The sequence below is a fragment of the Leisingera aquimarina DSM 24565 genome (assembly GCF_000473165.1).
GTDB lineage: Bacteria > Pseudomonadota > Alphaproteobacteria > Rhodobacterales > Rhodobacteraceae > Leisingera > Leisingera aquimarina.
Map to the genome: position 1 here is coordinate 3,439,466 of NZ_KI421504.1, position 24,420 is coordinate 3,463,885.

The 24,420-nt window shown below is 62.8% G+C and carries 26 protein-coding genes; 16 read left to right on the forward strand and 10 right to left on the reverse strand.

The genetic code is table 11. The annotated features are described in order from the left end of the window. Positions 1-9: 9 nt before the first annotated feature. Complete coding sequence (locus AQUI_RS0121175) at positions 10-411, forward strand: Na+/H+ antiporter subunit G (protein WP_027259299.1); 402 nt, start codon at positions 10-12, stop codon at positions 409-411. A 31-nt stretch (positions 412-442) separates the two neighbouring features. Next, the gene (selD, locus tag AQUI_RS0121180) at positions 443-2,605 is read left to right on the forward strand and encodes a selenide, water dikinase SelD (protein ID WP_027259300.1); all 2,163 of its coding nucleotides are present in this window, start codon (positions 443-445) and stop codon (positions 2,603-2,605) included. 239 nt (positions 2,606-2,844) lie between these two features. Here selD and mnmH read toward each other — a convergent pair whose 3' ends face one another. Further along, positions 2,845-3,897 (reverse strand): tRNA 2-selenouridine(34) synthase MnmH, encoded by a 1,053-nt coding sequence (mnmH, locus tag AQUI_RS0121185; protein ID WP_027259301.1) that lies wholly within the window; start codon positions 3,895-3,897, stop codon positions 2,845-2,847. A gap of 175 nt (positions 3,898-4,072) precedes the next feature. Between mnmH and AQUI_RS28565 the strand changes: the two genes are divergently transcribed. Then, the gene (locus AQUI_RS28565; protein WP_035920146.1) at positions 4,073-4,564 is read left to right on the forward strand and encodes a MarR family winged helix-turn-helix transcriptional regulator; all 492 of its coding nucleotides are present in this window, start codon (positions 4,073-4,075) and stop codon (positions 4,562-4,564) included. A gap of 2 nt (positions 4,565-4,566) precedes the next feature. On the opposite strand, the gene AQUI_RS0121195 is transcribed toward AQUI_RS28565, so the two are convergent. Beyond that, complete coding sequence (locus tag AQUI_RS0121195) at positions 4,567-5,256, reverse strand: SOS response-associated peptidase (protein ID WP_035920148.1); 690 nt, start codon at positions 5,254-5,256, stop codon at positions 4,567-4,569. Positions 5,257-5,347: 91 nt separating this feature from the next. Here AQUI_RS0121195 and AQUI_RS0121200 point away from each other — a divergent pair, with 91 nt between their 5' ends. Next, positions 5,348-7,096 (forward strand): tetratricopeptide repeat-containing sulfotransferase family protein, encoded by a 1,749-nt coding sequence (locus AQUI_RS0121200; RefSeq protein WP_027259303.1) that lies wholly within the window; start codon positions 5,348-5,350, stop codon positions 7,094-7,096. 6 nt (positions 7,097-7,102) lie between these two features. On the opposite strand, the gene AQUI_RS0121205 is transcribed toward AQUI_RS0121200, so the two are convergent. The 3 genes from AQUI_RS0121205 to AQUI_RS0121215 form a co-directional block, all read right to left on the reverse strand. After that, complete coding sequence (locus tag AQUI_RS0121205) at positions 7,103-7,411, reverse strand: DnaJ family domain-containing protein (RefSeq protein WP_027259304.1); 309 nt, start codon at positions 7,409-7,411, stop codon at positions 7,103-7,105. Positions 7,412-7,546: 135 nt separating this feature from the next. Beyond that, positions 7,547-8,155: a glutathione S-transferase family protein gene (locus tag AQUI_RS0121210; RefSeq protein ID WP_027259305.1), complete on the reverse strand. Its 609-nt coding sequence runs from the start codon at positions 8,153-8,155 to the stop codon at positions 7,547-7,549. A gap of 188 nt (positions 8,156-8,343) precedes the next feature. Then, positions 8,344-9,924, reverse strand: a complete 1,581-nt coding sequence (locus AQUI_RS0121215) for a bifunctional metallophosphatase/5'-nucleotidase (RefSeq protein ID WP_027259306.1) — start codon at positions 9,922-9,924, stop codon at positions 8,344-8,346. A 162-nt stretch (positions 9,925-10,086) separates the two neighbouring features. Between AQUI_RS0121215 and AQUI_RS0121220 the strand changes: the two genes are divergently transcribed. The 3 genes from AQUI_RS0121220 to arsC are packed head-to-tail and all read left to right on the forward strand — an operon-like array spanning position 10,087 to position 11,818. After that, on the forward strand, positions 10,087-10,425 hold the full coding sequence (locus AQUI_RS0121220) for a DUF952 domain-containing protein (protein ID WP_027259307.1): 339 nt from the start codon (positions 10,087-10,089) through the stop codon (positions 10,423-10,425). After that, positions 10,422-11,480 (forward strand): quinone-dependent dihydroorotate dehydrogenase, encoded by a 1,059-nt coding sequence (locus AQUI_RS0121225; RefSeq protein WP_027259308.1) that lies wholly within the window; start codon positions 10,422-10,424, stop codon positions 11,478-11,480. The genes AQUI_RS0121220 and AQUI_RS0121225 overlap by 4 nt, the downstream gene beginning before the upstream one ends. Then, complete coding sequence (gene arsC, locus AQUI_RS0121230; protein WP_027259309.1) at positions 11,477-11,818, forward strand: arsenate reductase (glutaredoxin); 342 nt, start codon at positions 11,477-11,479, stop codon at positions 11,816-11,818. Before AQUI_RS0121225 ends, arsC begins: the two co-directional genes overlap by 4 nt. Positions 11,819-11,902: 84 nt before the next feature. On the opposite strand, the gene AQUI_RS0121235 is transcribed toward arsC, so the two are convergent. The 3 genes from AQUI_RS0121235 to AQUI_RS0121245 are packed head-to-tail and all read right to left on the reverse strand — an operon-like array spanning position 11,903 to position 14,166. Then, positions 11,903-13,222: an MATE family efflux transporter gene (locus AQUI_RS0121235; protein ID WP_027259310.1), complete on the reverse strand. Its 1,320-nt coding sequence runs from the start codon at positions 13,220-13,222 to the stop codon at positions 11,903-11,905. Positions 13,223-13,228: 6 nt separating this feature from the next. After that, positions 13,229-13,747 (reverse strand): PaaI family thioesterase, encoded by a 519-nt coding sequence (locus AQUI_RS0121240; RefSeq protein ID WP_027259311.1) that lies wholly within the window; start codon positions 13,745-13,747, stop codon positions 13,229-13,231. Beyond that, positions 13,744-14,166 (reverse strand): PaaI family thioesterase, encoded by a 423-nt coding sequence (locus tag AQUI_RS0121245; RefSeq protein WP_027259312.1) that lies wholly within the window; start codon positions 14,164-14,166, stop codon positions 13,744-13,746. Before AQUI_RS0121245 ends, AQUI_RS0121240 begins: the two co-directional genes overlap by 4 nt. A 124-nt stretch (positions 14,167-14,290) precedes the next feature. Between AQUI_RS0121245 and AQUI_RS0121250 the strand changes: the two genes are divergently transcribed. Further along, positions 14,291-14,659 carry a MerR family transcriptional regulator gene (locus AQUI_RS0121250; RefSeq protein WP_027259313.1) on the forward strand — a complete coding sequence of 123 codons (369 nt, stop codon included), beginning with the start codon at positions 14,291-14,293 and terminating at the stop codon, positions 14,657-14,659. A gap of 180 nt (positions 14,660-14,839) precedes the next feature. Here AQUI_RS0121250 and AQUI_RS32310 read toward each other — a convergent pair whose 3' ends face one another. Continuing rightward, a complete protein-coding gene (locus AQUI_RS32310) occupies positions 14,840-14,974 on the reverse strand; it encodes a hypothetical protein (protein ID WP_281172019.1) in 135 nt (44 codons plus the stop codon). 149 nt (positions 14,975-15,123) lie between these two features. On the opposite strand from AQUI_RS32310, the gene AQUI_RS0121260 reads away from it, so the two are divergent. The 8 genes from AQUI_RS0121260 to AQUI_RS0121295 all read left to right on the forward strand — a co-directional run bounded on the left by AQUI_RS0121260 (position 15,124) and on the right by AQUI_RS0121295 (position 23,657). Beyond that, complete coding sequence (locus AQUI_RS0121260; RefSeq protein WP_027259314.1) at positions 15,124-15,525, forward strand: MerR family transcriptional regulator; 402 nt, start codon at positions 15,124-15,126, stop codon at positions 15,523-15,525. Between the two features lie 73 nt (positions 15,526-15,598). Further along, entirely contained in the window at positions 15,599-17,380 is a 1,782-nt protein-coding gene (locus AQUI_RS0121265; protein ID WP_027259315.1) for an acyl-CoA dehydrogenase C-terminal domain-containing protein, read from the forward strand. A gap of 77 nt (positions 17,381-17,457) precedes the next feature. After that, positions 17,458-17,670, forward strand: coding sequence for a hypothetical protein (locus tag AQUI_RS0121270; RefSeq protein ID WP_027259316.1), 213 nt, complete (start codon positions 17,458-17,460; stop codon positions 17,668-17,670). Positions 17,671-17,698: 28 nt separating this feature from the next. Further along, the gene (locus tag AQUI_RS0121275; protein ID WP_027259317.1) at positions 17,699-18,847 is read left to right on the forward strand and encodes an acyl-CoA dehydrogenase family protein; all 1,149 of its coding nucleotides are present in this window, start codon (positions 17,699-17,701) and stop codon (positions 18,845-18,847) included. Positions 18,848-19,119: 272 nt separating this feature from the next. Continuing rightward, entirely contained in the window at positions 19,120-19,752 is a 633-nt protein-coding gene (locus AQUI_RS0121280; RefSeq protein WP_027259318.1) for a glutathione S-transferase family protein, read from the forward strand. 10 nt (positions 19,753-19,762) lie between these two features. After that, complete coding sequence (locus AQUI_RS0121285; RefSeq protein WP_027259319.1) at positions 19,763-20,974, forward strand: acetyl-CoA C-acetyltransferase; 1,212 nt, start codon at positions 19,763-19,765, stop codon at positions 20,972-20,974. Then, positions 20,974-21,459 carry a cupin domain-containing protein gene (locus AQUI_RS0121290; protein ID WP_027259320.1) on the forward strand — a complete coding sequence of 162 codons (486 nt, stop codon included), beginning with the start codon at positions 20,974-20,976 and terminating at the stop codon, positions 21,457-21,459. The genes AQUI_RS0121285 and AQUI_RS0121290 overlap by 1 nt, the downstream gene beginning before the upstream one ends. Next, positions 21,456-23,657, forward strand: coding sequence for a 3-hydroxyacyl-CoA dehydrogenase NAD-binding domain-containing protein (locus AQUI_RS0121295; protein ID WP_027259321.1), 2,202 nt, complete (start codon positions 21,456-21,458; stop codon positions 23,655-23,657). Before AQUI_RS0121290 ends, AQUI_RS0121295 begins: the two co-directional genes overlap by 4 nt. A 76-nt stretch (positions 23,658-23,733) precedes the next feature. Here AQUI_RS0121295 and AQUI_RS0121300 read toward each other — a convergent pair whose 3' ends face one another. Continuing rightward, entirely contained in the window at positions 23,734-24,414 is a 681-nt protein-coding gene (locus tag AQUI_RS0121300) for a Hint domain-containing protein (protein WP_027259322.1), read from the reverse strand. Positions 24,415-24,420 lie beyond the last annotated feature (6 nt).

The following is a 24,420-nucleotide window of genomic DNA, read 5'->3' on the forward strand; positions in this document are numbered from 1 at the left end:
GGAGGGAAGATGGAAAGCCTGTTTGAATTCCTCGTTGCCGCTTTTCTGGTGATCGCCGGGGTCTTCGGTTTTGTCGGCTCCTTCGGCCTGCTCAAGCTCAACGATCCGATGTCGCGCCTGCACGCGCCGACCAAGGCGACCACCCTGGGCGTCGGCGGCGTGCTGCTGGCCTCGATGCTGCATGCGGCGGCGTTTGAGAAATACTTCTCGGTGCATGAGCTGATGATCACCCTGTTCCTGTTCCTCACCGCGCCGATCACCGCGAATTTCATTGCCAAGGTGCATATTCACCGGCAGGAAACCCGCGACACCATGCCAGAGGCCGGCGGCGACGATCATTGGGCCACCCATGACACGCCCGAGGACGAGGAACGCCGCCACCCGACCCTCACCCCGCCCACCGAAGACTGAACGCACACCACTCAGGAAGGCCTGAACCGTGATGGACACCTCCCGCTTGCCGCTGACCCGCGATCTGGTGCTGATCGGCGGCGGCCATACCCACGCGCTGGTGCTGCGCAAATGGGGCATGCGGTCCCTGCCCGGTGCCCGTCTGACCATCATCAACCCCGGCTCGACCGCGCCTTACTCGGGTATGCTGCCCGGTTTCGTCGCAGGCCACTATGCGCGCGATGAGCTGGACATCGACTTGGTGCGCTTGGCACGGTTTGCCGGTGCCCGCGTGGTGCCGGGCGCGGCGGACCATATCGACACCACGGCCCAGCTTGTACATGTGCCGGGCCGCCCGCCCATCGCCTATGACGTCGCCTCCGTTGATGTCGGCATCACCTCCGCCATGCCGGACCTGCGGGGCTTTGCCGGCCACGGCACCCCGGCCAAACCGCTGGGCAGCTTCGCCGCGCAGTGGGGAACGTTCCGCGAGGGCGATGCCCCCGCCTACGTCGCCGTGATCGGAGGCGGCGTTGCAGGCGTGGAACTGATCCTGGCGATGGCCTTTGCCCTCAGATCCCGCGGCCGGTTGGCCCAGGCGACTCTGATCGACAGCGATCAGGCCCTGCGCGCGATTGGCGCAAAAGCCCGTCACAGACTGCGCCGCGCTTTGGTCGAACAAGGTGTCCGGCTCGAGGAAAATGCCCGGATCGAACGGATCGAGGCCGACCATATCCTTCTGCAGGACGGGCGCGAGATCTTGTCGGACTTCACCACCGGTGCCGCCGGCGCCCGCCCCTATGGCTGGCTGGCAGACAGCGGGCTGGACCTGCAAGACGGTTTCATCCGGGTCGGCGAAACCCTGCAAAGCTCCGCCACCAATGTCTTGGCCGCCGGCGACTGCGCCCATATGGATTTCGCCCCGCGCCCCAAGGCCGGCGTCTATGCAGTGCGCCAGGCGCCGGTGCTCTACCACAATCTCCGCGCCCTGCTGACCGGCGACCCCCTGCGCAGATACAAGCCGCAAAAAGACTATCTGAAACTGATCTCCATGGGCGCCAAGGAAGCGCTTGGCGAACGCTTCGGCACCACCCTCGCAGGCCCGCTGATGTGGAGCTGGAAGGACCGCATCGACCAGGCCTTCATGGAGAAGTTCCGCGACTTTCCTGCGATGGATCCGCCGGGCCTGCCTGCCGAACATACATTGGGCATGGAGGAAGCGCTGGGTGACAAACCCATGTGCGGCGGCTGCGGTGCCAAGGTCGGGCGCGATGCCCTGCTCGGCACGCTCGCCGGTTTTAGCCATGCGGACCGCGAGGACATTACCCCGCTGCCCGGCGATGACGCGGCACTGCTGACCACCGGCAGCACGCGTCAGGTGATCAGCACCGACCACCTGCGCAGTTTTTGCAATGACCCGGTAATGATGGCCCGCATCGCCGCCGTGCATGCCTTGGGAGATATCTGGGCAATGGGGGCCGAGCCGCAGGCCGCCACCGCCAATCTGATCCTGCCGCGGATGTCGCCAGAACTTCAGTCCCGCACCCTGCAGGAAATCATGGGTGCCGCCTCGGACGTGATGCAACAGGCCGGCGCCGCCATCATCGGCGGCCATACCTCGCTGGGCGATGAGCTGACCATCGGCTTCACCGTCACCGGCCTCTGCCCCCGCCCCGCGATCACCCTTGCGGGCACCAGGCCGGGCGACGCGCTGATTCTGACCAAGCCCATCGGCTCCGGCGTGCTGATGGCCGCGGAAATGGCAGGCCAGTCCAAGGGAGAATGGGTGGCCGCCGCGCTGGCGCAGATGAGCCAGCCGCAGGCCACCGCTGCCCGTATTCTGCAGGATGCGCATGCGATGACCGACGTGACCGGCTTTGGCCTGCTCGGCCACCTTTTGGGCATCTGCGAGGCGTCCGGTACCGGAGCGGAACTGCACACCAGCAAGATCCCTCTGATGCAAGGCGCGGCTGAACTCGCCGGCCGCGGTATCCGCTCCTCGCTGTTTCCCGCCAATCAGGCAGCTATGCCGGAACTGAAAACCTCCGGCTGGCAGGACCTGCTGTATGACCCGCAAACCGCGGGCGGCCTGCTGGCTGCAGTGGCCGCAGATCAGGCTGATGATTTGCTGGACCAGCTGCGCGCAGCCGGGTACCCGGCTGCGCTCGTCGGCAAGGCAACGTCAAGCCCCGGCACCATCACCCTCAGTGCCTAGCGGCGCCCGGCGAACAGGGGCCAGCCCCTCTTGGCCCTGCGGACCAATTCACCCCGAGGTATTTTCAACCAGAAAGAAGCCCGGTTCCGGTGCTTCACCCTTGTGAAATTACTCCCGTCCCGCTGCCCGGCAGGCAGCTTTACCACCTGGAGCGGAGGCACGCTGCGCGCCAGCGCAGCGCTGCACCCAACGGGAGCGGGGCATCGCAAATGCTCCGGCGACCGGCGGGAGAACCTTTGTCAGAGACCGGACATGAGCGCAGCCACCTGCGCCGCTGCGGCATCCAGGCCCGCTTCGTCCAGCGCATCAGCCTCCACCGTGGCTGCAATCACCGCACCGATAGCGGTGCGGGACTTGCGGTAGGCGGGGTCATAATGCTCGGCCATCAGCGCCTCGGTCAGCCCGGCCTTGTCACCTGTGTCAATGGCAGAAAACCACCCATCTACCACCGCGCCCGAGCGGTACGCGCGCAGGGGGGCCAGCTTTTCACGCAACCTGTCCGCGTCTGACAGGATGTCGTCATAGGCCGCCACCAAATAACGGCAGCGGGCCGCAGCCGGTACCTGCAGTTCGATCCGCGGAGCCTGCTTCATTGCCTCCCAGACCGAAGGCGGAATGATCCGCTGGCCAACCTTGCTCGATTCCGCCTCCACGAGCACCGGGCGGCTAGGGTCCAGCCGCATCAAGGCGCCCGCCACTGCGGATTCAAACCCCTTCTGCGATGGCTGCGGCGTGGGCATGTCCCCCAGAAGCGAGCCGCGGTGATTGGCCAGCCCTTCCAGGTCCAGCACCTGCACGCCCGAAGCACCGGCCCGCTTCAGCACCTCGGTCTTGGCCGAGCCTGTATAGCCGTCCAGCGCCACCATCCGGTGCGGCAGCGCGGTTTGGTAGAGCGCCGCATTCACCAGCCGCCGGTAGCTTTGATAGCCGCCTTCCACCACCTCGGCGCGCCAGCCGATCTGCTGCAGCATCCAGGTGAAGGACCCCGACCGCTGGCCGCCGCGCCAACAATAGACCAGCGGCTTCCATCCGCCCTCGTGGTGGCTCAGGCTCTGCTCGATGTGGTTTGCGGCATTGCGGAATACCAGTGCCGCGCCCAGCTTGCGCGCCTTGAAGGGGCTGTCCTGCACATAGATTGTGCCGACCTCGGCGCGTTCCGCGTTGTCCAGCACCGGCAAGCTGATTGCGCCGGGCACATGGTCTTCAGCATATTCCGCCGGGCTGCGCACGTCGATCACAGTGTCGAACCCGTGGGCATAGAAGTCTTGCAGGGAGGTGAATTTCAGCGCCATGGCCCATGCCTACCCCGCGCACTAAGCAAGGAAAAGCCGCAAATGCCGCAGTTGCGGCAATAAAACTTGCACGCATGGCGCACAGGGCAGTATGGCAGTCAAGGTGCACAGACCCGCGGGCAGAAGGCCTGCACCAGCAGACCGGCCCCAACAGGCCGGCAAGGACCAGAAGGCCATGAACAGCGACCCTTTGGACATTCACACCCTGCCCGGCCACCTGATCCGGCGGCTGCATCAGATCTCGGTCGCTCAGTTTATGGAACGGATGGCTGAGGAAGGCACGGACCTTACCCCGGTGCAGTTCTCCGCCATGGCCGCGATCCACCGCCACCCCGGCATTGACCAGGCCTCCGTTGCGGGGCTCATCGCCTATGACCGGGCCACCTTGGGCAAGGTGGTGGACCGGCTCGTGGAGAAGGGGCTGGTGGAACGCCGGGTCTCCAGCGCTGACCGCCGCGCCCGCGAGGTCAGCCTGACCCGTGAGGGCGAGGCGCTTCTGGAACGGATCCTGCCGGTTGTGCGGGCCGCACAGCCAGGCATCCTGAGCGGCCTTACAAAGGCAGAACGGGAAACCTTTGTCGCCCTGCTGCAAAAGGCGGCCATCGCCGCAAACGACCTGAGCCGCGCGCCGCAACGCGATTTGCCCTCCTGCCAGGCCGTCGAGTAAATTCAGATCAGCCGGCCGCGCGGGATATCTCCGTTCTCAAACAGCTCAATCAGCTCCGGCCCGCTGGCCCGGTTGGAATTCACCGCAGGATCCACCCGGTGGAAATCCAGAATGCCCGCCGCACCCGGTTGCATCAGCCGCGCCGCGCCGTGGCCGTTCTCGCCCAGCCATCTGCCCCAGTCCTGCGGTTCCAGAACCAATGGCATCCGGTGATGAAGGGACAACAGCGTCTCATTTGCCGCTGTCGTGACAATGGCGCAGGTCTTGATGGGATCGTCAGCTCCCCAGCTCTGCCAAACTGCGGCAAAGGCCATGGGGGCCGCGTTGCTGCGGTGAATGTACCAGGGCAGCCGGGCGCCATCCCCGGCCTTGGTCCATTCATAGAACCCGGTTGCCGGGATCAGACAGCGCCGCTCGCGGCAGGCCGCAGCAAATGCGGGCTTTTGCGCAAGGGTTTCCGCCCGGGCATTGATCAGCAGCGGCCCGGCACTTTCGCTTTTGTACCAATCCGGCAGAAACCCCCAGCGCATAGAGACCAACTGCCTCCCGCTATCGCCGGCCTGTACCGCATGGACCGCGTTGGTCGGGCAAACGTTATAGTCCGGCATCTGGGGCAGATCGTTCGCAGGCTGCGCCGCAAACAGCTGCGCCATTGCATCACTGGGCAGGGTTATGGCAAATCGTCCGCACATGCTGATTTTCTAACCCAGGACTGCCCCCGCGCAAAGTGCCTGCGCACATCCGGGAGGCAACCGCCCTGACACCAAGAGACGGATAGGCCACATGACTCTTCAGAACGACCTCCAGGCAGCGTTCGGCTTTCTCAATCAGGGCAAGTTCAAACAGGCGCTGAAACAGTCCAAAGCCGGGATCAAGCGGCACAAGACCCATCCGGATTTTCAGAACATCGCGGGCATCTCCCTGTCCGGACTTGGCAAACACCGTGATGCGGTGCCCCATTTCAAGAAAGCGCTGGCCCTGGCGCCCGGCTTTCATGACGCCCGCAAGAACCTGGCCCAGACGCTTCTGTTCCTGCAGCAGGGCGAGACCGCGATGAAACTGCTGGACCGGGTGCTGGCGGATCTGCCCGCTGATCAGGGTGCGCTGTATCTGAAGGCGCAGGCGCAGCTGGTGCAGAACGATCCCGAGGCGGCCATCGCCACGGCAAACGATGCGATCGCCCGCGATGGCAAACAACCGCGGATGCTGCGGCTGCGGGCCATGGCCTGGAAAAATCTGGGCGACGAAAAGGCCGCGCTGGAAGACTATCAGGCCACCCTGCGCCTGAACCCCAATGACGTGGATGCGCTGACCAATATCAGCCTGCCGCTGGCCAGGCTGATGCGGCAGGACGAGGCCACAGAAGCCGCGCAGAAAGCGGTTGCCCTGGCGCCCGATAACCTGGAGGCACGGCGGCGGCTGGCCAGCCAGCTGATCTCCAACGGAGAATCCGATGCCGCCCGCGCGCACTGCCTGGCGATTTTGGATCTGGCCCCCAAAGACAGCCAGGTGCTGGAAATGCTGGCCCGGCTCAACAGCCGTGAACAGAACGCAGAGCTGCTGCCGGTGGCGCAAAAGGCGCTGAAAGCGGCCCCGCCGCACTCGCAGGACCGGGCCAACGTCAGCTTTGCCCTGGCCCGGATCGCCGATCAGGCGGGCGGCAAGGATGCCTTTGCGTCCCACAACGACGAGGCCAACGCCTGCATGGCGGCGCAGAACCCCTATGATTACGAGGACAGCGAACGCCAGTTCAGCCGCCTCATGGCCGCCTTCCCGGAGGCGATCACCCCGGCGGAGACTGAAGCTGACAGCCCGCGCCCGATCTATGTGGTGGGGATGCCGCGCTCCGGCACCACCCTCACCGAAACCGTGATCGGCCTGCACCCCGACGTGTTCCCGCTGGGCGAGCGCGGCGTACCGGCCTTCCTGCTGCATCCCTACCTGGACAAGGATCAGGACTTCGCCCCCGAGGCCGCCCGCACATTCGTGTCCGAGGACATCAGCCGCCTGCCGGAAATGCCCGAGGGCACCGCAGCCTATGTCGACAAGATGCCCGACAATTACCGCCTGCTGGGCCATCTGCTGACCGCTTACCCCGATGCACGGTTTGTTCATCTTTGCCGCGACCCGCGCGATGTGGCGCTGTCGATCTGGCGCGGCTATTTCTCCGGCAGCTCGCTCACCTATGCCTATGATCTGAAGGCAATGGCGCACCGCTTCAACCTTTATGGCCGGCTGATGCAGCACTGGCGCCGGGTGATGCCGGGGCGGATTTATGATCTGCGCTATGAAAACCTGGTTGCGGACATCGAGGGAGAAAGCCGCAAGCTGGCAGAATTCTGCGGGCTGGACTGGGTTGAGGACATGGCCCACCCGGAACGGCACGAGGGCCAGGTGCTGACGCTGTCGAACACCCAAGTCAGGCAGACGGCGCACACGCGTTCAATCGGCAAGTGGGAAAAATACGCCGATGTTCTGGCGCCGTTCATCGACGGGCTGGACCCGGAAATCTGGCCGGAAATCAAAGGGTAAATCGGCCTATTTCGTGTAAGCCTTGCGCGCCAGTTCCAGCCGCGCATCCATCATCGACATCTCTTTCAGGATCTCCTGCCGGCGGCTGCGGTCGCCGGCCTCGCGCAGCTCCGCCCGCAGGCGCTGCAGCTCGCGCGACAGGCTCACGAACTCCGGCACTCCGCCGCTTTCGCGCACCAGCCGGCTCAACAGCTCATTCTCCGGGTCTTCGCATTCCGGCAGCGGCCTGCCCGCGCCAGCCAGATTGTCAAAGGCGCCGTCCTTTTCGGCGGCGTCGATCCGGGCATTGATGAGGTCGATCAGCGGGTGGTCCATGGCAGATATTTTGCCACGTCCGCACGGCAAGTAAAACCCTTTGCAGCTTGCGCCCGCCTGGCCGGCAGGCCAGGCAGCGCTTGCCCACTCCACGGGGGCAAGCGCTCGCCCCCTCCCGCATGGGGCGGGGCTGCCTTATTCCGCCGCCTGCGGCGTCGGATTTGCTGTTTTCCAGGCCTCCAGTGCTTCGATCCGGGCGATCCAGCGCAAGATATTGCCGTAGCCCTCAACCGGATACTGGCAGGACTCGCGGTAACACAGGATCGCCGCCACCGAGACATCCGCCGTGGTCATCGCCTCCCCCGACAGCCAGTTGCGCCCGTCCAGATGACCGTCCAGCACCTTGGCACACTTGTGGAAGTCCTCCTCCGCCGCCGCCATGTCGATATCCTCCCGCCCGAAAAAGTGGCGCGAGATGAACTTGCTGCAGGCAGGCGTCCAGTGGCAGCCCTCCCAGAACTGCCAGCGCATTATGTCATAGCGCTGGTTCGAGCGCGGCCACAGCGGCGTGTCCTGATCGGTGCACAGCCGGTTGACGATCGCGTTGGATTCCCACAGCGAGGATCCGTCGTCCTCCTCCAGCACCGGCACCTTGGCATTGGGGTTGAGTTCCGCAAACGCCTCATGAAATTGGTCGCCAGCCTGCAGGTCCACGATATTGACCGGCAGATCCAAACCTAAAAAATTGTTTGTGGTCAACACCTTGCGTGAATTTGGAGACGGAGGGAAAACATACAGTTTCATGGGGCTGCCTCTCTGGATCAATTTATTAACACTTTGGTTAAATAACGGATCCAGATCCCTGCGTCAAGGCTGGGCACCCCCGACATCCATCCCGCATACGGTTGGGAATTTTAATATTCAATAAATAAAATGTGTAAGCAATCCTGCCCCAATGCTTCGCGCGCGAAACATTGGGTGGAACTGCTGGCCTATTTCCCTCGGGTGATCCGCCCATCGGTATATGGCGCATAAGCCCCTTGTGCGGCGAGATATTCCGCCAGCACATCGGCCACATCCGGGCCATAGTCATAGGCGTTCTTGTCGTCGCCCTCGAACATCGCATAGCCATCCCCGCCGTTGCGCACATAGTCGTTGGTCACCACCAGATAGGTCTTCTGCGGATCAATCGGCACAAAGCCCCCGCCCTCGGCCACCAGTACTTGCCCGATGCGGCCTTCATTGGGTGCGGCTGATGCATCCCAGCTGAACTTGAGCCCCGCCACCTGCGGAAAGCGGCCCTTTACGTCCTCCACCTGGCTGACGCCGTTTTCCAGCGCTTCGACCAAGGTCCGGCCGTCAATCTCAAAGGTCGACAGAGTGTTCTGGAACGGCAGGATGGTCAGCACCTCACCCATGGTGACTTCGCCCGCATCCACGCTGGCCCGGATGCCGCCTGAGTTGGCAATGGCGATGGTTACGCCCTGATCCTTCACCCGGTCCAGCATCGCGTCAGCCACCAGATTGCCCATCTGGCATTCCTGCACCCGGCAGACATCGCGGCTGCCTTCGATGGGTTCAGCCGCTTCCGCCACCACCTTGTTGCGGATCTCATCCAGCGGCTGGGCCAGCTCCGCGATCCGGTTCAGGGTGGCCGAATCCTCGCTGACGGCGGCATCCATGATCAGCGGCTCGCCAATCGCGCTGACCACCTTGCCGGCATCGTCAAATGTCACATTCAGTTCGCCCAGAAACTTGCCATAGGCATAGGCCTGCACGATCTGCACCCCGTTCACCACGGTCGGGTACGGGCCGGCAGCCTTCTCCGACACATTGGACAGGTAGGTGTTGCTATGGCCGCCAACGATCACGTCAACGCCGGTGGTTTCCGCCGCCACCCGCTGATCGACGCCATAACCGGAGTGGCTCAGCACCACGATCTTGGTCACGCCTTCCGCGGTCAGTCTGTCCACCTCTGCCTGCACCGCCGCCACAGGATCAGAGAAATGCACGTGTTTGCCGGGGCTCGCCAGTTCGTGCGTGTCCTCCGGCGTGAGACCAATGAGGCCGATCTTTTCGCCGCCGCGCTCGATCACCGTGGACTTCTTCAGCACATCCGCCAAGGCCGGTTCCGCGGAAACATCGGCATTGGACATCAGCACCGGAAAGCCCACCGCATCCATGAACCCGCGCAGCACTTCCGGTCCGTCGTCAAACTCATGATTGCCCACGGTCATGCCGTCATAGCCCAGCTTGGTCATGAATTCCGCCGCGGCCTTGCCCTTGTAATAGGTATAGAACAGCGAGCCCTGGAACTGGTCGCCGCCATCCACCAGGATCGCGTTCTCCGCCTGCGCCCGCGCGTCTGCGATGGCCGTCACCAGCCGCGCGGTGCCGCCGAAACACTTGCCTTCGGCCTGATCCTCACCGTCGCAGGTGCTGTCGTATTTGTTGATCGGCTCAAACCGTGAATGAAAGTCGTTGGTGTGCAGGATGGTCAGCTTGTACTCTGCCGCCGCCGCGCCGGCAGTCAGGGCCAGGGCTGCAACCGATGTGAGAATGCGTGCAATCATGAGGAGCGCTCCCGTTGTTCTGTTTTAAGGGGAGCCTGCGCCCAAGGGCCGCGCCGGTCAAAGGGGAAAAGCCGCGCCGTGGCCTCCCCTTGCGTCAGCCCTGCCCGGCCACTGCGGCCAATCCCCCTTGATTCACCTGCAAACACAGGGCATCAGGCGCTCATGCTGATTTACAAGATTTTCCGGGCGGACGAATGGGCCGCATTGCAGGCGGCGGGCGAAACACAAGGCGCGCCGATTGATGTGGCGGATGGTTACGTTCATTTCTCCACCGCAACCCAGGCGGCTGAAACTGCCGCCAAGCATTTCGCCGGGGCCGAGGGGCTGACCCTCCTGGCCTGCGACGCGGATGCGATGGGCGATGACCTGAAGTGGGAAGTTTCCCGCGGCGGCGCCAAGTTCCCGCATCTGTTCCGCAACATCCGCATGCCGGATGTGGTCTGGGCCAAACCGCTGCCGCTGGTCGAAGGCGCGCATCAGTTCCCGGAGGAAATGGCATGAAACTAACCGAGAAGCTGGCTCTGGCAGCAATGCACAAGGTTGACCCGGAAGCTGCCCACGGTCTGTCCATCAAGGCGCTGACCATGGGACTGGCCCCGGCGCCCGGCCCGGTGACAACGGCAAGACTCAAGACAACTCTGGCGGGAATCGATCTGCCGAACCCCGTTGGCCTCGCCGCCGGCTATGACAAGAACGCCGAGGCGCTGGCGCCGCTTGCGAAATCCGGTTTCGGTTTCCTTGAGGCTGGCGCCGCTACACCGCGCGCCCAGCCCGGCAACCCGAAACCGCGCCTGTTCCGCCTGACTGAGGACAGGGCGGCGATCAATCGCTTCGGTTTCAACAACCAAGGCATGGAGGCAATCGGCGCGCGGCTGGCGCAGCGCCCGCGTGATACCGTCATCGGATTGAACCTGGGCGCCAACAAGGACAGCGAAGACCGCGCTGCGGATTTCGCCAAGGTGCTGGCCCATTGCGGCGCGCATCTGGACTTTGCCACCGTCAATGTGTCGTCTCCCAACACCGAAAAGCTGCGCGACCTGCAGGGCAAGGCGGCGCTGTCGGCGCTGCTGGCTGGGGTTCTTGAGACCCGCGAGGGCCTCAGCCGCCGGGTGCCTGTGTTTCTGAAGATCGCGCCGGATCTGGACCGCGAAGGGATCGAGGACATCGCCGCCGTCGCCGTGGACAGCGGCATTGATGCGGTGATCGCCACCAACACCACTCTGTCGCGCGAGGGCTTGCAAAGCGCGCATAAGGGCGAGGCCGGCGGTCTGTCCGGCGCACCTTTGTTCGAGAAATCCACCCGCGTTCTGGCGCAGCTGTCGGAACTGCTGGACGGCAAGGTGCCGCTGGTTGGCGTTGGCGGCATAAGCACCGCCGAGCAGGCCTATGCCAAGATTTGCGCCGGGGCCTGCGCCGTGCAGTTCTATACGGCAATGGTCTATGGCGGGCTGTCGCTGGCCGGGGATATTGCCCGCGGGTTGGACGCGCTTCTGGCGCGGGACGGGTTCGAGAATGTCGCGCAAGCGGTTGGAACCAAACGGAAGGACTGGCTGTGATCACTTATTGGCATTATCCGAAATGTTCGAAATCCCGCGCCGGACTGGCGTTGATCGAAGAACGCGGTGCGGAGGTCCGGACACGGGTCTATCTGGAAGATGCTCCCTCGGTGGAGGAGTTGAAATCCGTGCAGGCGGCACTTGGTGTTGCTGCTATTGGCCTGATGCGGACCGGCGAGAAAGTCTTCAAGGAGCTGGGCCTGACGAAGGACAGCCCGGAGCAAGATCTGCTGGCGGCGATGGCGGCGCATCCGATCCTGATCGAGCGTCCGATTGCCATCAAAGGCAACAAAGCTGTGATTGGCCGGCCGACCGAGGCAATTGCAGCACTGCTTTAGCAACCGGCGACGTTTTCCGGCCCGGAAAACGTCTCGGAAATCACGTGATTTCCGGGCCGGAATTCTCGCAGAATTCCGGCTTGCTCACACTCCGACCTGCGCCTCCAGACGCGGATAGCGCAGGCCCAGCGTGACGCCGCGGGCGATGTTCAAAACGATCAGCGACGCCCAAAGGCCGTGATTGCCAAAAGCCGGCACCAGCAGCAGCAGCGCCATCACATAGATGGCCACCGATTGCAGCATCGCCCACCGCATGTCGCGGGTCCAGGTGGCGCCGATATAGATGCCGTCGAACATGTAGCTGGCAACACTGAGGACCGGCAGCACCGCGGCCCACACCAGGAATACCCGCCCCGCCGCGCGCACCTCGGGCGAGGTTGACATCAAGTCGATCAGCCATGGGCCGCCCGCAGCAAAAGCGATGCCAAGCAAAACCGCACCGCCCACGCCCCATTGCGAGGTGATCACTGAAGCCCGCCTTACGCGTTCACGCGCCTTTGCGCCAACCGCTCCGCCCACCAATGCCTCAGCCGAGAAGGCAAAACCGTCCAGCGCAAAGGCTGTGATCTCGACAAATTGCAGCAGGATCTGATTGGCGGCGAGGTTCACGTCGCCGATGCCCGATCCGATGAACAGAAAGGTGGTGAAGGACCCGGTGAGCAGCACCGAACGCACCATGATATCACCATTGACCTGCATCATCCGCTTGAGCCGTGCCGGATCAAACACCCGTGCCCAGTCGCGCCACTGATCTCCGGCAAAGGCATCACGGCACAGGTACAGCCCCAGCGCCAGCCCGGTCCATTCGGCAATCAGCGTGGCGATGGCGACGCCCTCTACCCCCCAGCCGAGGCCGAGCACAAACCACAGGTCCAGGGCAATGTTGAGGCCATTCATCCAGACCTGCAGCAGGAACACGCCGCGAGTGCGCTCTACCGCGATCAGCCAGCCGGTGACCGCATAAAGCGCGATCGTGGCCGGTGCGCCCCAAATCCGGATCTGCAGGTAATCGCGGGCCAGGCTTTCGACCTCAGCACTGGCAGGCGCCAGTGCAAACGCGCCCCAGAACACGGCAGCTTGCGCGATGATGAAGATAGCACCGGCAGCAAAGGCCAAGAGCAGGCCGCGCATCAAAAGTGCGCCGGTCTCACCCCAGTCCCCTGCCCCGCGCGCCTGCGCGGCAAGACCGGTTGTGCCCATCCGCAAAAAACCAAAAATCCAGTAGATCGTCGCCAGGACCACCGCGCCGATGCCGACGGCGCCGATGGGCGCGGCCTCGCCCATCTGGCCAACCACACCGGTGTCCACGGCACCCAAGATCGGCACGGTGGCATTCGACAGCACAATCGGCAATGCAATCGTGAGCACCCGTTTGTGGGTGATTTCGGTGTCCGCGCTGGTCATGGCCGTCTAGCCTTCGCCGTTCTGGTCCTGCGGCATCAGGAAGTGGCCGGTGGCCTGGGCGAACAGCTTGTCCTTGTGGTCCTGCCATGCCTCCACATGCACCGAGGCATAGCGGCGCCCTGAACGGTTCACGCGGGCGCGCGCATAGGCATCGCGCGGCAGGCCAGAGCGCAGGTAATCGACGGTGAAATCAATGGTCTTGGGCTGGCGCGGCAGGTGTCCTTTGGCCATCTCAGCCGGGTCCAGGTCACCGGATTCGATGCGCTGCCAAAGATGCGACCAGTTCAGCGTGATCATCGCGGTGATTTCCAGGAAGGCCGCTGTCACCCCGCCGTGGATGGCGGGCAGGAACGGGTTGCCGATCAGCTTGTCGTCGAAATTCAGCTGCGCCGTCAGCTCATCGCCGCGGCGCTCAAAGGTGACGTTCAGGAAGCGGATGTAGGGCACCGAATCCACCAGCGCCGACAGGGCTGCATCGCGGCGCTTCTTGACCACCTGGATCGGTTCAGGGCGGGGACGGTTCAAAACTTTTTCTCCACGGTAAAGGCGCCTGCGGCGGTGGCGACGGGGCGGTCTGTATCCTCGTCCATCGCAACCGCGCGGACGAAGGCAACGCTGCGGGTTATCTGATGGCAGGTGGCGCGGGTGGTGATCGCCTGCCCCGGGGTCGCCGGGCGCATGTAGTCGATACGCAAATCAATGGTGGCCGTGCCGCCGGGGGCGGACGGGTGGCTCATCACCGCGGCACCGCAGCAAGTATCCATCAGCGCCGAGACCGCGCCGCCGTGAATGACGCCGGTGGCCGGGTCGCCGATCAGCTTTTCGTCATAGGCCATGCGGATCTCGGCAGTGCCGTCGCCGATCTCTGTCAGCTTCATTCCCAATTGCTTGGCATGGGGGATCGCTTCGATGAACTGGCGCGCGAGGTCGGTCTTGTCGGCCATGGGAGTGTCCCTTTGGATTGTCTGTCTCATCTTTGGCCCTGCCCCGGTGAAAGCGCAAGAGTGCCGCCGCGGAGGTTGCACTGTTCGCTGCAAGTGCATAGGTTCCCGGCAAGGGAGAAGACGGATGGCCGACAACAGATTGTCATTCAAGGAAATGTGCGCCGAGTTCGAGGTTACGCCACGGACACTGCGTTACTATGAATACATCGAATTGCTGCAGCCGGACCGCGAAGGCCGGTCGCGTTTCTATGGCGCGCGGGAGCGGGCGCGGATGAAGCTGATCCTGCGCGGGCGCAAGTTCGGCTTTCAGCTGGAAGAGATCCGCCAGTGGCTCATGATCTATGAAAAAGAGAGCAATGACGCTCAGAACCATGCGTTCATGGACATGGCCGACCGCCAGCTGGTCGAGCTGGAAAAGCAGCGCGAGCAGATCAATGAGGCCATTGAAGAGCTGAGTGAGCTGCGCGAAAGCACCCGGGCGCTGCTGAAGTAACCTCCTTCAACGCGTGACGTAGACCAATCCCGTTTCATTCAGCCGGGCAGGCACCTGCCCGCGGGGTGGCGCCGTCACGGTGTGCCTGCCACATTGCCTCAGCCAAATCCCAGCCAAGCCGCGCTGCATTTTCAAATGTGCAAATAGGTTGCGACAGCACCGGCCCCTTTGGGCGGCCTCTCATGAATTGTCTTTGAATGCATTGCCGGCAGGCTCCTGCCCGGCAGCCTTGCCTTGTTTCAGGGCTGTTGGATTCGCCTGCAAACGCTCGTCAGATGCTGCAGAACCTTGCTCCGGCGCCTCTCCCAAAATCATAACGCTGCGTCACTTTATGTTCGTTTTACGAACCTTTCATCCTCCCGAAAGTGACGCAACGTACAACTTACGTAAACGTAAAGTCAGTCTTGATCGAAAAACCGGATGCGCCCAGCTTGGTCCTGCACCAAGCCGTAAGAGTGACGATGATGACCGAAACAACCATGACCATCCGCGAGATGTGCGAGGCTTATGACGTAACCCCCCGCACGCTCCGGTTCTACGAAGCCAAGGAACTGCTGTTTCCGATCCGCGACGGCCAGAAGCGGCTGTTCACCAAACGCGACCGCGCCCGGCTGAAGCTGATCCTGCGCGGCAAGCGGTTCGGGTTCAGCCTGGAGGAAATCCGCCAGCTGCTGGATCTGTACCATGTCGGCGACCAGCAGGTGACACAGCTGACCAAGACCTATGAGGTCGGCCGCGAGCGGCTTGCCGATATGGAACGCCAGCGCGAAGAGCTGACCGAGGCGATCGAGGACCTGAAAGACCAGCTGGCCTGGGGCGAAAAGATGATCGCCTCGATGAAGGCCAAGCAGGAGGCCGCCCAATAGGCAGCCGCCCCGCCCTTTCCGCCGGCTTGCCCGGCATCGACCACGAGCAACAAGACCCCTGAAGAGGACCGCAATGCCTTCGTATACAGCCCCCGCCAAAGACGCCCAGTTTATCCTGCATGACGTGCTGAAAGTATCGGACAGCAGTATTCCCGGATACAGCGAACTGGAACCGGAGTTCACCGGCGCGGTGCTGGAGGAAGCCGGCAAGATTGCCAGCGCGGTGCTGCACCCGCTGAACGTCGTGGGCGATACCAAAGGCTGCCGGCTGGAAAACGGCGTGGTCTATACCCCAAAGGGGTTCAAGGAGGCCTTTGAGCAGGTCAAGGACGGCGGCTGGACCGGGCTGGACATGCCCGAAGAATTCGGCGGCCAAAACATGCCGTATGTGATGGGCACCGCAGTGGGTGAGTTTTTCTCCTCTGCAAACCAGGCGTTCACCATGTATCAGGGGCTGACCCACGGCGCCGCCTCGGCCATTCTGGTGCATGGCACCGATGAACAGAAGGCCACCTATCTGCCCAATATGGTCAGCTGCCAGTGGACCGGCACCATGAACCTGACCGAGCCCCATTGCGGCACCGATCTGGGCTTGATGCGCAGCAAGGCGGAACCGCAGGGCGACGGCAGCTATAAGATCTCGGGGCAGAAGATCTTTATCTCCTCCGGCGACCATGACATGGCGGAAAACGTGATCCATCTGGTTCTGGCCAAGATCCCCGGCGGTCCCGAAGGCATCAAAGGTGTGAGCCTGTTCATCGTTCCTAAGTTCATCGTCAAAGAAGATGGCACACCGGGCGAACGCAACGGTGTCTCGGTCGGCAAGATCGAAGAGAAGATGGGCATTCACGGCAATTCGACCTGCGTGATGGATTATGACGGTGCCACCGGCTGGCTGCTGGGTGAAGAGCACAAGGGCATGCGTGCCATGTTCACCATGATGAACGAGGCGCGTCTGGGTGTCGGCATGCAGGGCCTGGCGCAGGCCGAGGCCGCCTATCAGAACGCGGTGGAATACGCCAAGGACCGGTTGCAGGGCCGCGATGTGACCGGCGCCAAGAACCCGGACGGCCCCGCCGATCCGCTGATCGTGCATCCTGATATCCGCCGTTCTTTGATGGATCAGAAAAGCTTTTCCGAGGGTGCGCGTGCGTTCCTGTTGTGGGGCGCCACGCTGATCGACCAGGCGCACCGGGCGGGCGACAAAGACGCCGACGGGCTGATCTCCTTGATGACGCCGGTGATCAAGGGGTTCCTGACCGATCAGGGTTACGACATGACCGTGCAGGCGCAGCAGGTCTATGGCGGCCATGGCTACATCGAAGAAACGGGCATGTCGCAATACACCCGCGACGCCCGCATCGCGATGATCTATGAGGGTGCCAACGGCGTGCAGGCGCTGGATCTGGTGGGCCGCAAGCTGGGTCAGCACGGTGGAAAATACGTTCTCGCCTTTTTCGATCTGGTGAAAACCTTCTGCCAGGAAAACAAAGATGTTTCAGAGACTTTCGGCAAAGGCTTCGTCGATCCGCTGAAGGCGGCCTCGAAAGATCTGCAAGCGGCCGGCATGTTCTTCATGCAAAACGGCATGAAGGATCCCAACCACGCGCTGGCGGGCTCTTACGACTTCATGCATCTGTTCGGGCAGGTCTGCCTGGGGCTGATGTGGGCAAAGATGGGCAAGGCGGCGCAAGAAGCGCTTGACGCCGGGTCCCCTGACGCGGCGTTCTATGAGACGAAACTCGCAACCGGCCGGTACTATATGGCACGGCGGCTGCCCGCGACCAAACTGCACCTGGCCCGCATCGAAAGCGGTGCGGCGACGGTGATGGCGCTGGACGCGGACGCCTTCTGATGCCTTTCCGGGTGTTCCCCTGACGGGAACGCCCGGCCCAGCCCCGGCCGGTGCTTTGACATGCAAAGGACCACATGATGCCAAAACGTTTCCGCCTGACCCGCCGCTTCCCGGTTGCGATGACCGAGGACGGCTACCGCAAGCTCAGGAAGTTTGCCCAGGAGGCGGGGCTGGATGAAGGCGAAGCACTGTCCTTCCTGTTCGAAAATTTCGACAGTGTGACGGACTTTGAAAACCTGAGCCACCGGCTGCGGCTGTTCAACGCCGAGCTGGAGGCGCGCAAAAGATAAGGCCCGAAAGGCGGCCAAAGGGAGAAAGATGACCGAGACTCGCTCTGCATGGATGACGGATGAGCATCAGATGCTCGCCGGAATGACCGCCCAGTTCATCACCAATGAATGGGCGCCCAAGTTCGAGACCTGGCGCAAGCAGGGCATGATGGACCGGGAGACCTGGAACCAGGCGGGAGACCTCGGCCTGCTCTGCCCGTCCATTCCCGAAGAATACGGCGGCGCCGGCGGCGATTTCGGCCACGAGGCGGTGATCCTGATGGAAGGCAGCCGTGCCAATCTGGCCAGCTGGGGCCAGGGCATCCATTCCGGCATTGTTGGCCACTATATCTTGGCCTATGGCACTGAAGAGCAGAAACAGCGCTGGCTGCCCAAGATGGTGACCGGCGAACTGGTCGGCGCCCTGGCGATGACGGAACCCTCCACTGGATCAGACGTGCAGGCGATCAAGACCAAGGCATTGCGCGACGGCAACGGCTACCGGCTGTCGGGGCAGAAGACCTTTATCACCAATGGCCAGCACGCCAATCTGATCCTTGTGGCCGCCAAGACCGACCCCGCGGCGGGCGCCAAGGGGGTCTCGCTGGTGGCGGTGGAAACCGACGGTGCGGCAGGCTTCAGCCGCGGCCGCAACCTCGACAAGATCGGCTGCCATGCGGCCGACACGTCCGAGCTGTTCTTTGACAATGTGGAAATCCCGCCAGAAAACATCCTGGGCGGAGCCGAGGGTCAGGGTTTTTACCAGATGATGCAGCAGCTGCCGCAAGAGCGCCTCATCATAGCCTGCGGTGCAGTTGGCGCAATGGAAGGCGCAGTGGACCGCACCATCGCCTATTGCAAGGAACGCGAAGCCTTTGGCGGCGCGATCCTGCAGTTTCAGAACACCCGCTTCAAACTGGCCGAATGCCAGACCAAAGCCAAAGTGGCGCGCGCCTTTCTGGATGACTGCATTGGCGAGCATCTGGAGGGAAAGCTGACGGTAGAGAAGGCAGCAATGGCAAAATTCTGGATCACCGACACCCAGGGCGAAGTGCTGGATGAGTGCCTGCAACTGCACGGCGGCTACGGATACATGCAAGAATATGCGGTGGGTGAAATGTGGGCCGACGCCCGCGTGCAGCGGATCTACGGCGGCACCAATGAGATCATGAAGGAGCTGATTGCGAGGGCACTGTAGGCGCAAGAGCCGCTGCGGCACCGCGGGAGAAAAGCCATGGGTTTGAGTATTTGGAAAAAGATGAAACTGCCGATGCGCCCCTGCCCTGCAGGTTCCGCAAGACAGGGACGCCTTCACCTTTTGCGGTCATCGGCTCTCCAGCCTGTACCGCGCTGCCACGATACAGCCATCCTGGTTTACAGGACCTGAAGCCCTTCATCTTTTCGAAAATACTCCACGGGGGTTCGGGGGTGTGAAACCCCCGCTCCAACAGCAGAAACAGGGAACAGCAGATGACAATAAAACTGCATTGCTTCGGCGAAAGCGGCAACTCCTACAAGGCGGCCTTGGCACTGGAACTGTCGGGTCTTGCTTGGGAGCCGGTCTTTGTAGATTTTTTCAGCGGCGCGGCGCGCACCGAAGAATTCCGCGACTTCACTCCCATGGCTGAGGCACCGGTGCTGGTGGACGGCGATCTGACGCTCAGCCAGTCCGGCGCGATCCAGCAGTATATCACCGACAAGACCGGCAAGTTCGGCGGCGCGCCAGAAGACAAATACGAGGTTCTGCGCTGGGTGCTGTGGGACAATCACAAAATGTCCAGCCAGGCCGGCATGACCCGCTTCCTGATCAACTTCCTGCCGGAAAAACACCGGCCGCCGGGAGTGATTGCTTTCATGCAAGGCCGCCTGAAAGCGGCATATGCCACATTGGAACACCACCTGAAGGGGCGCGAATGGATTGCGGGCAGCGAGCTGACCAATGCCGACATCAGCTGCTGCAGCTATCTGTATTATCCAGAACCCTTCGGCTTTGACCGGGCCGAATGGCCCAATATCGACGCCTGGCTGACCCGCATCAGCGCGGTTCCCGGCTGGAAACACCCCTATGATTTGATGCCCGGCAACCCGTCGGACCGGGCGTGAGGAGAGCAAAATGACAGACGCATATATCTATGACGCCCTGCGCACCCCGCGCGGCAAGGGCCGCAAGGATGGATCCCTGCACGAGGTGACCTCGGTGCGCCTTTCTGCCCTGACGCTGAACGCGATCAAGGAACGCAACAACCTTGAAGGCCATGCGGTTGAGGACGTGATCTGGGGCAACGTGACCCAGGTGATGGAACAGGGCGGCTGCCTGGCGCGTTCGGCTGTTCTCGCCTCGGACTTGGACGAGCGTATTCCGGGGCTGGCCATCAACCGCTTCTGTGCCAGCGGGATGGAAGCCGTGAACCTGGCCGCAAACCAGGTAAAGGGCGGTGCGGGCGATGCCTATATCGCCGGCGGTGTTGAGATGATGGGCCGGGTGGCTATGGGTTCGGATGGCGCTGCGATTGCGGTTGACCCGAGTCTGGCAATGGACACTTATTTTGTGCCGCAGGGCATTTCGGCGGACATCATCGCCACCGAATACGGTTTCAGCCGCGATCAGGCGGACGCGCTGGCGATGGAATCGCAGCGCCGTGCCAAGGCCGCGTGGGATGACAACCGGTTTGCAAAGTCGGTGATCACCGTGCGCGACCAGAACGGTCTTCCGATCCTGGACCATGACGAATACATGCGCCCCGGCACCGACATGCAGGCGCTGGGATCCCTGAACCCGGCCTTTCAGATGATGGGCGAGCAGATGCCCGGATTCGACAAGGTGGCGATGATGAAATACCCGCATCTGGAGCGGATCAATCATATCCACCACGCGGGCAACTCCTCTGGCATCGTGGACGGCGCCGCGGCACTTCTGATCGGCAACAAGGAATTCGGCGAGAAGCACGGGCTGAAACCGAGGGCGCGGATCAAGGCGACTGCCAAGATCGGCACCGATCCGACCATCATGCTGACCGGCCCGGTGCCGGTGACCGAGAAGATCCTGGCCGACAACGGCATGAAGATCAGTGATCTGGATCTGTTTGAGGTGAACGAGGCCTTTGCTTCGGTCGTGCTGCGGTTCCAGCAGGCGTTTGACGTGGATCCGGAGCTGGTGAACGTGAATGGCGGCTCCATCGCCATGGGCCACCCGCTGGGCGCCACCGGGGCGATCATCATTGGCACGCTGCTGGATGAGCTGGAACGGCAGGACAAGGAATGCGGCCTCGCCACGCTGTGCATTGCATCGGGCATGGGTGCAGCAACCATCATCGAGCGCGTCTGATGCCGAAGCTGGACCTTTCTCAACTGACCTGGCGCACCGGGTCGGGCTATCCTGGCAAGCTGGCCGACGCCTGCGCGGGCCGCAGCGTGCAGCCGCTGGGCGACCCCGGCGGGCTGACCCAGTACGGGGTCAACATCGTGCGGCTGGAGCCGGGTGCGGCCTCATCCCTGCGCCATTACCACATGGAGCAGGACGAGTTCGTGATGGTGACCGAGGGCACCTGCACCCTGATCGACGATCAGGGCGCGCATGAGATGCTGCCGGGCGACTGCGCAGCCTTTGCTGCGGGCGATGAGAACGGCCACCACCTGGTGAACCGCTCGGACAAGCCTGCCGCGTTCCTGGTGGTGGGTACCCGCACCCCGAGTGAGACCGGCTTTTACAGCGATTTGGACATGATGGTGAAATTCGCACGCGGCGAGTTCACATTCACCCGCAAGGACGGCAGCCCGCTGACGGCTGACCAGACCGGAGAAGACACATGAGCGATTTCAAATACGACGTGGACGCGGACGGCGTCGCAATCATCACCTGGGACGCCGAAGGCAAATCCATGAACGTCCTCACCCGCGAGGCCTTTGGCCTGGTGGAGGAATATGTGGACCGCGCCCTGGAAGACGAGGCCGTGAAGGGCATCGTGATCACCAGCGGCAAGAAGGACTTTGCCGGCGGCATGGACCTGAACGTGCTGGCCACCATCCGCGAAGAATCCGGTGAAAATCCGGCGCAGGGCCTGTTCGATTTCACCATGGGCGGCCACCGCATCCTGCGCAAACTGGAACTTGCGGGCATGGACCCCAAGACCAAGAAGGGCGGCAAGCCGGTGGCCTGCGCGATTAACGGCACCTGTGCCGGCATCGGCACCGAGATTGCCCTGGCCTGCCATCACCGGGTGATGACCTCCAATCCCAAGGCCAAGATCGGCCTGCCGGAAATCATGATCGGCATCTTCCCCGGCGGCGGCGGCACCACACGCTATTCCCGCATGGTCGGCGCCATGGCAGCAGCCCCGGTGCTGCTGGAAGGCAAGATGCTGGACCCGAAAAAGGCCAAGGGGGCGCAGCTGATCGACGCGGTTGCGGACGATGCGCTGGCTGCAGCCAAGGACTGGGTGCTGAACGCCAAACCTGCGGATCTGGTCAAGCCTTGGGATGCCAAGGGTTACAAGATGCCCGGCGGCGCGCCATACCATCCCGCCGGCTTCATGACCTTTGTCGGCGCCTCGGCGATGATCAACGGCAAGACCCAGGGCGCCTTCCCGGCAGCCCAGGCGCTGCTCAGCTCGATCTATGAAGGCGCGCTGGTTGATTTTGACACAGCGTTGAAGATCGAGGCCCGCTGGTTCACCCATGTGCTGATGAACCCGTCGTCCTCGGCCATGATCCGCAGCCTGTTCCTGAACAAGCAGGCGCTGGAAAAAGGCGCGGTGCGGCCCAAGGATGTGCCGGACCAGTCAGTGAAGAAGATCGGCGTGCTGGGGGCAGGCATGATGGGCGCAGGCATCGCGCTGGTCTCGGCCCAGGCCGGCATGGAAGTGGTTCTGATCGACCGCGATCAAGAGGCTGCCGACAAGGGCAAGGCCTATTCTGCCGCCTATATGGACAAGGGCATCAAACGCGGCAAGGCGACCGAGGAGAAGAAAGAGGCACTGCTGACGCAGATCACCACGACCCCGGATCTGGACGCGCTGAAGGGCTGCGACCTGATCATCGAAGCGGTGTTCGAAGATCCCGGCGTCAAGGCCGAGATGACCCAAAAGGTCGAGGCGATCATCCCCGAAGACTGCATCTTTGCCTCCAACACCTCCACCCTGCCGATCAGTGAGCTGGCCAAGGCATCAAGCCGCCCGGAGCAGTTCATCGGCATTCACTTCTTCTCGCCGGTTGAGAAGATGTTCCTGGTGGAAATCATCAAGGGCAAGGAGACCGGCGACCGGGCGGTGGCCAAGGCGCTGGATTATGTGCGCCAGATCCGCAAGACGCCGATTGTCGTGAATGACGCGCGCTTCTTCTACGCCAACCGCTGCATCATTCCTTACATCAACGAAGGGGTGCGGATGATCGCCGAAGGTGTGTCTCCGGTTCTGATCGACAACGCTGCGCGCCAGTTGGGCTTTCCGGTGGGGCCGATCCAGCTGACCGATGAGACCTCGATCGATCTCGGAGCCAAGATCGCGCGGGCAACCAAGGCGGCGATGGGCGATGCCTATCCTGAAAGCCCCTCGGACGATCTGATCTTCTGGATGGAAGAACAGGGCCGTTTGGGGCGCAAGGCCAATGCCGGCTTCTTCGATTATGACGACAAGGGCAAGCGGGTTGAGTACTGGAAAGGCCTGCAGGAAAAGTACCCGCAAGCCGCCGAGCAGCCTGAGCTTATCGAAGTGCAGGAACGGCTGATGTTTGCGCAGGTGCTGGAAGCGGTGCGCGCGCTGGAGGAAGGGGTGCTGGAAGACATCCGCGAAGGCGACGTCGGCGCAGTCCTGGCCTGGGGTTTTGCCCCCTGGTCCGGCGGTCCGTTGAGCTGGCTGGATATCATCGGCTCGCCTTATGCGGCAGAACGCTGCGATCAGCTGGCAGAACAGTACGGCGATCGCTTTGCCTGCCCGGATCTGCTGCGGGACATGGCGGACATGGGCCAGAGCTTCTATGGCCGGTTCGACCCGGAGAAAACCGCGGCCGCCTGACGGCTGCGGAAAACAAAAAAGAACGGCTGGGGCATTCCCGGCCGTTTTCATTTGTTCCGAAAGAAGTGCTGCCGGCTCAGTTTACCGGTGGATGATACCGTGCCGCAGCGGATGCCGGGCCCGGCGCGCGCCAGCGTTCTTCCTCGGCCATCATCGACAAAACCAGGCCCCGCGCCTCATCCGGCGGCAGCACTCTATAGGCGCTTTCCTCGGTAAAGATACGCCCGCACATCAAATTGACCGGTGCGGCTGCAAACCCCAGCATTCCGGCTTCAAGGTAAATCACCTGATCCTGGGCAAAACGCGGCATGACCAGCTCCAGCTGCGCGCCGGGATGCATCCGGCGGATGCCGCGGTAGCCCTCCAACGCGGCGGTAGGCACCACCGCAAAAGGATCGCCCTGAACATCCTCCACCAGGTCGCTTTCCAGCAGCACGCCTTGATCCGGCATCAGCCACAACGGCACCCGGTTCATCAGCGCATCGCGCGGCACCAGCAGCGGACAGCGGGCCGGATCCAGACCGCCGTCGCCCGGAACGATAGTTTCGCGCTGCAGTTCCACAACCGTTTGCATGCCATGATCGAATGTCAGCACCTTGTCGCCCGGCGTCAGCGCCTCAACCGGGCGCCAGCCCAGGTTCGACGCAACATGGGTGCCTGCCAGAAGACCGCCTTGCCCCGCAGGGACCAGGGGGAAGCCGCTGTTCAAAGCCCGCCCCGCCGGGGATTGCGTGCGTTTCAGGAGCCAATCCAGCATCCGTGT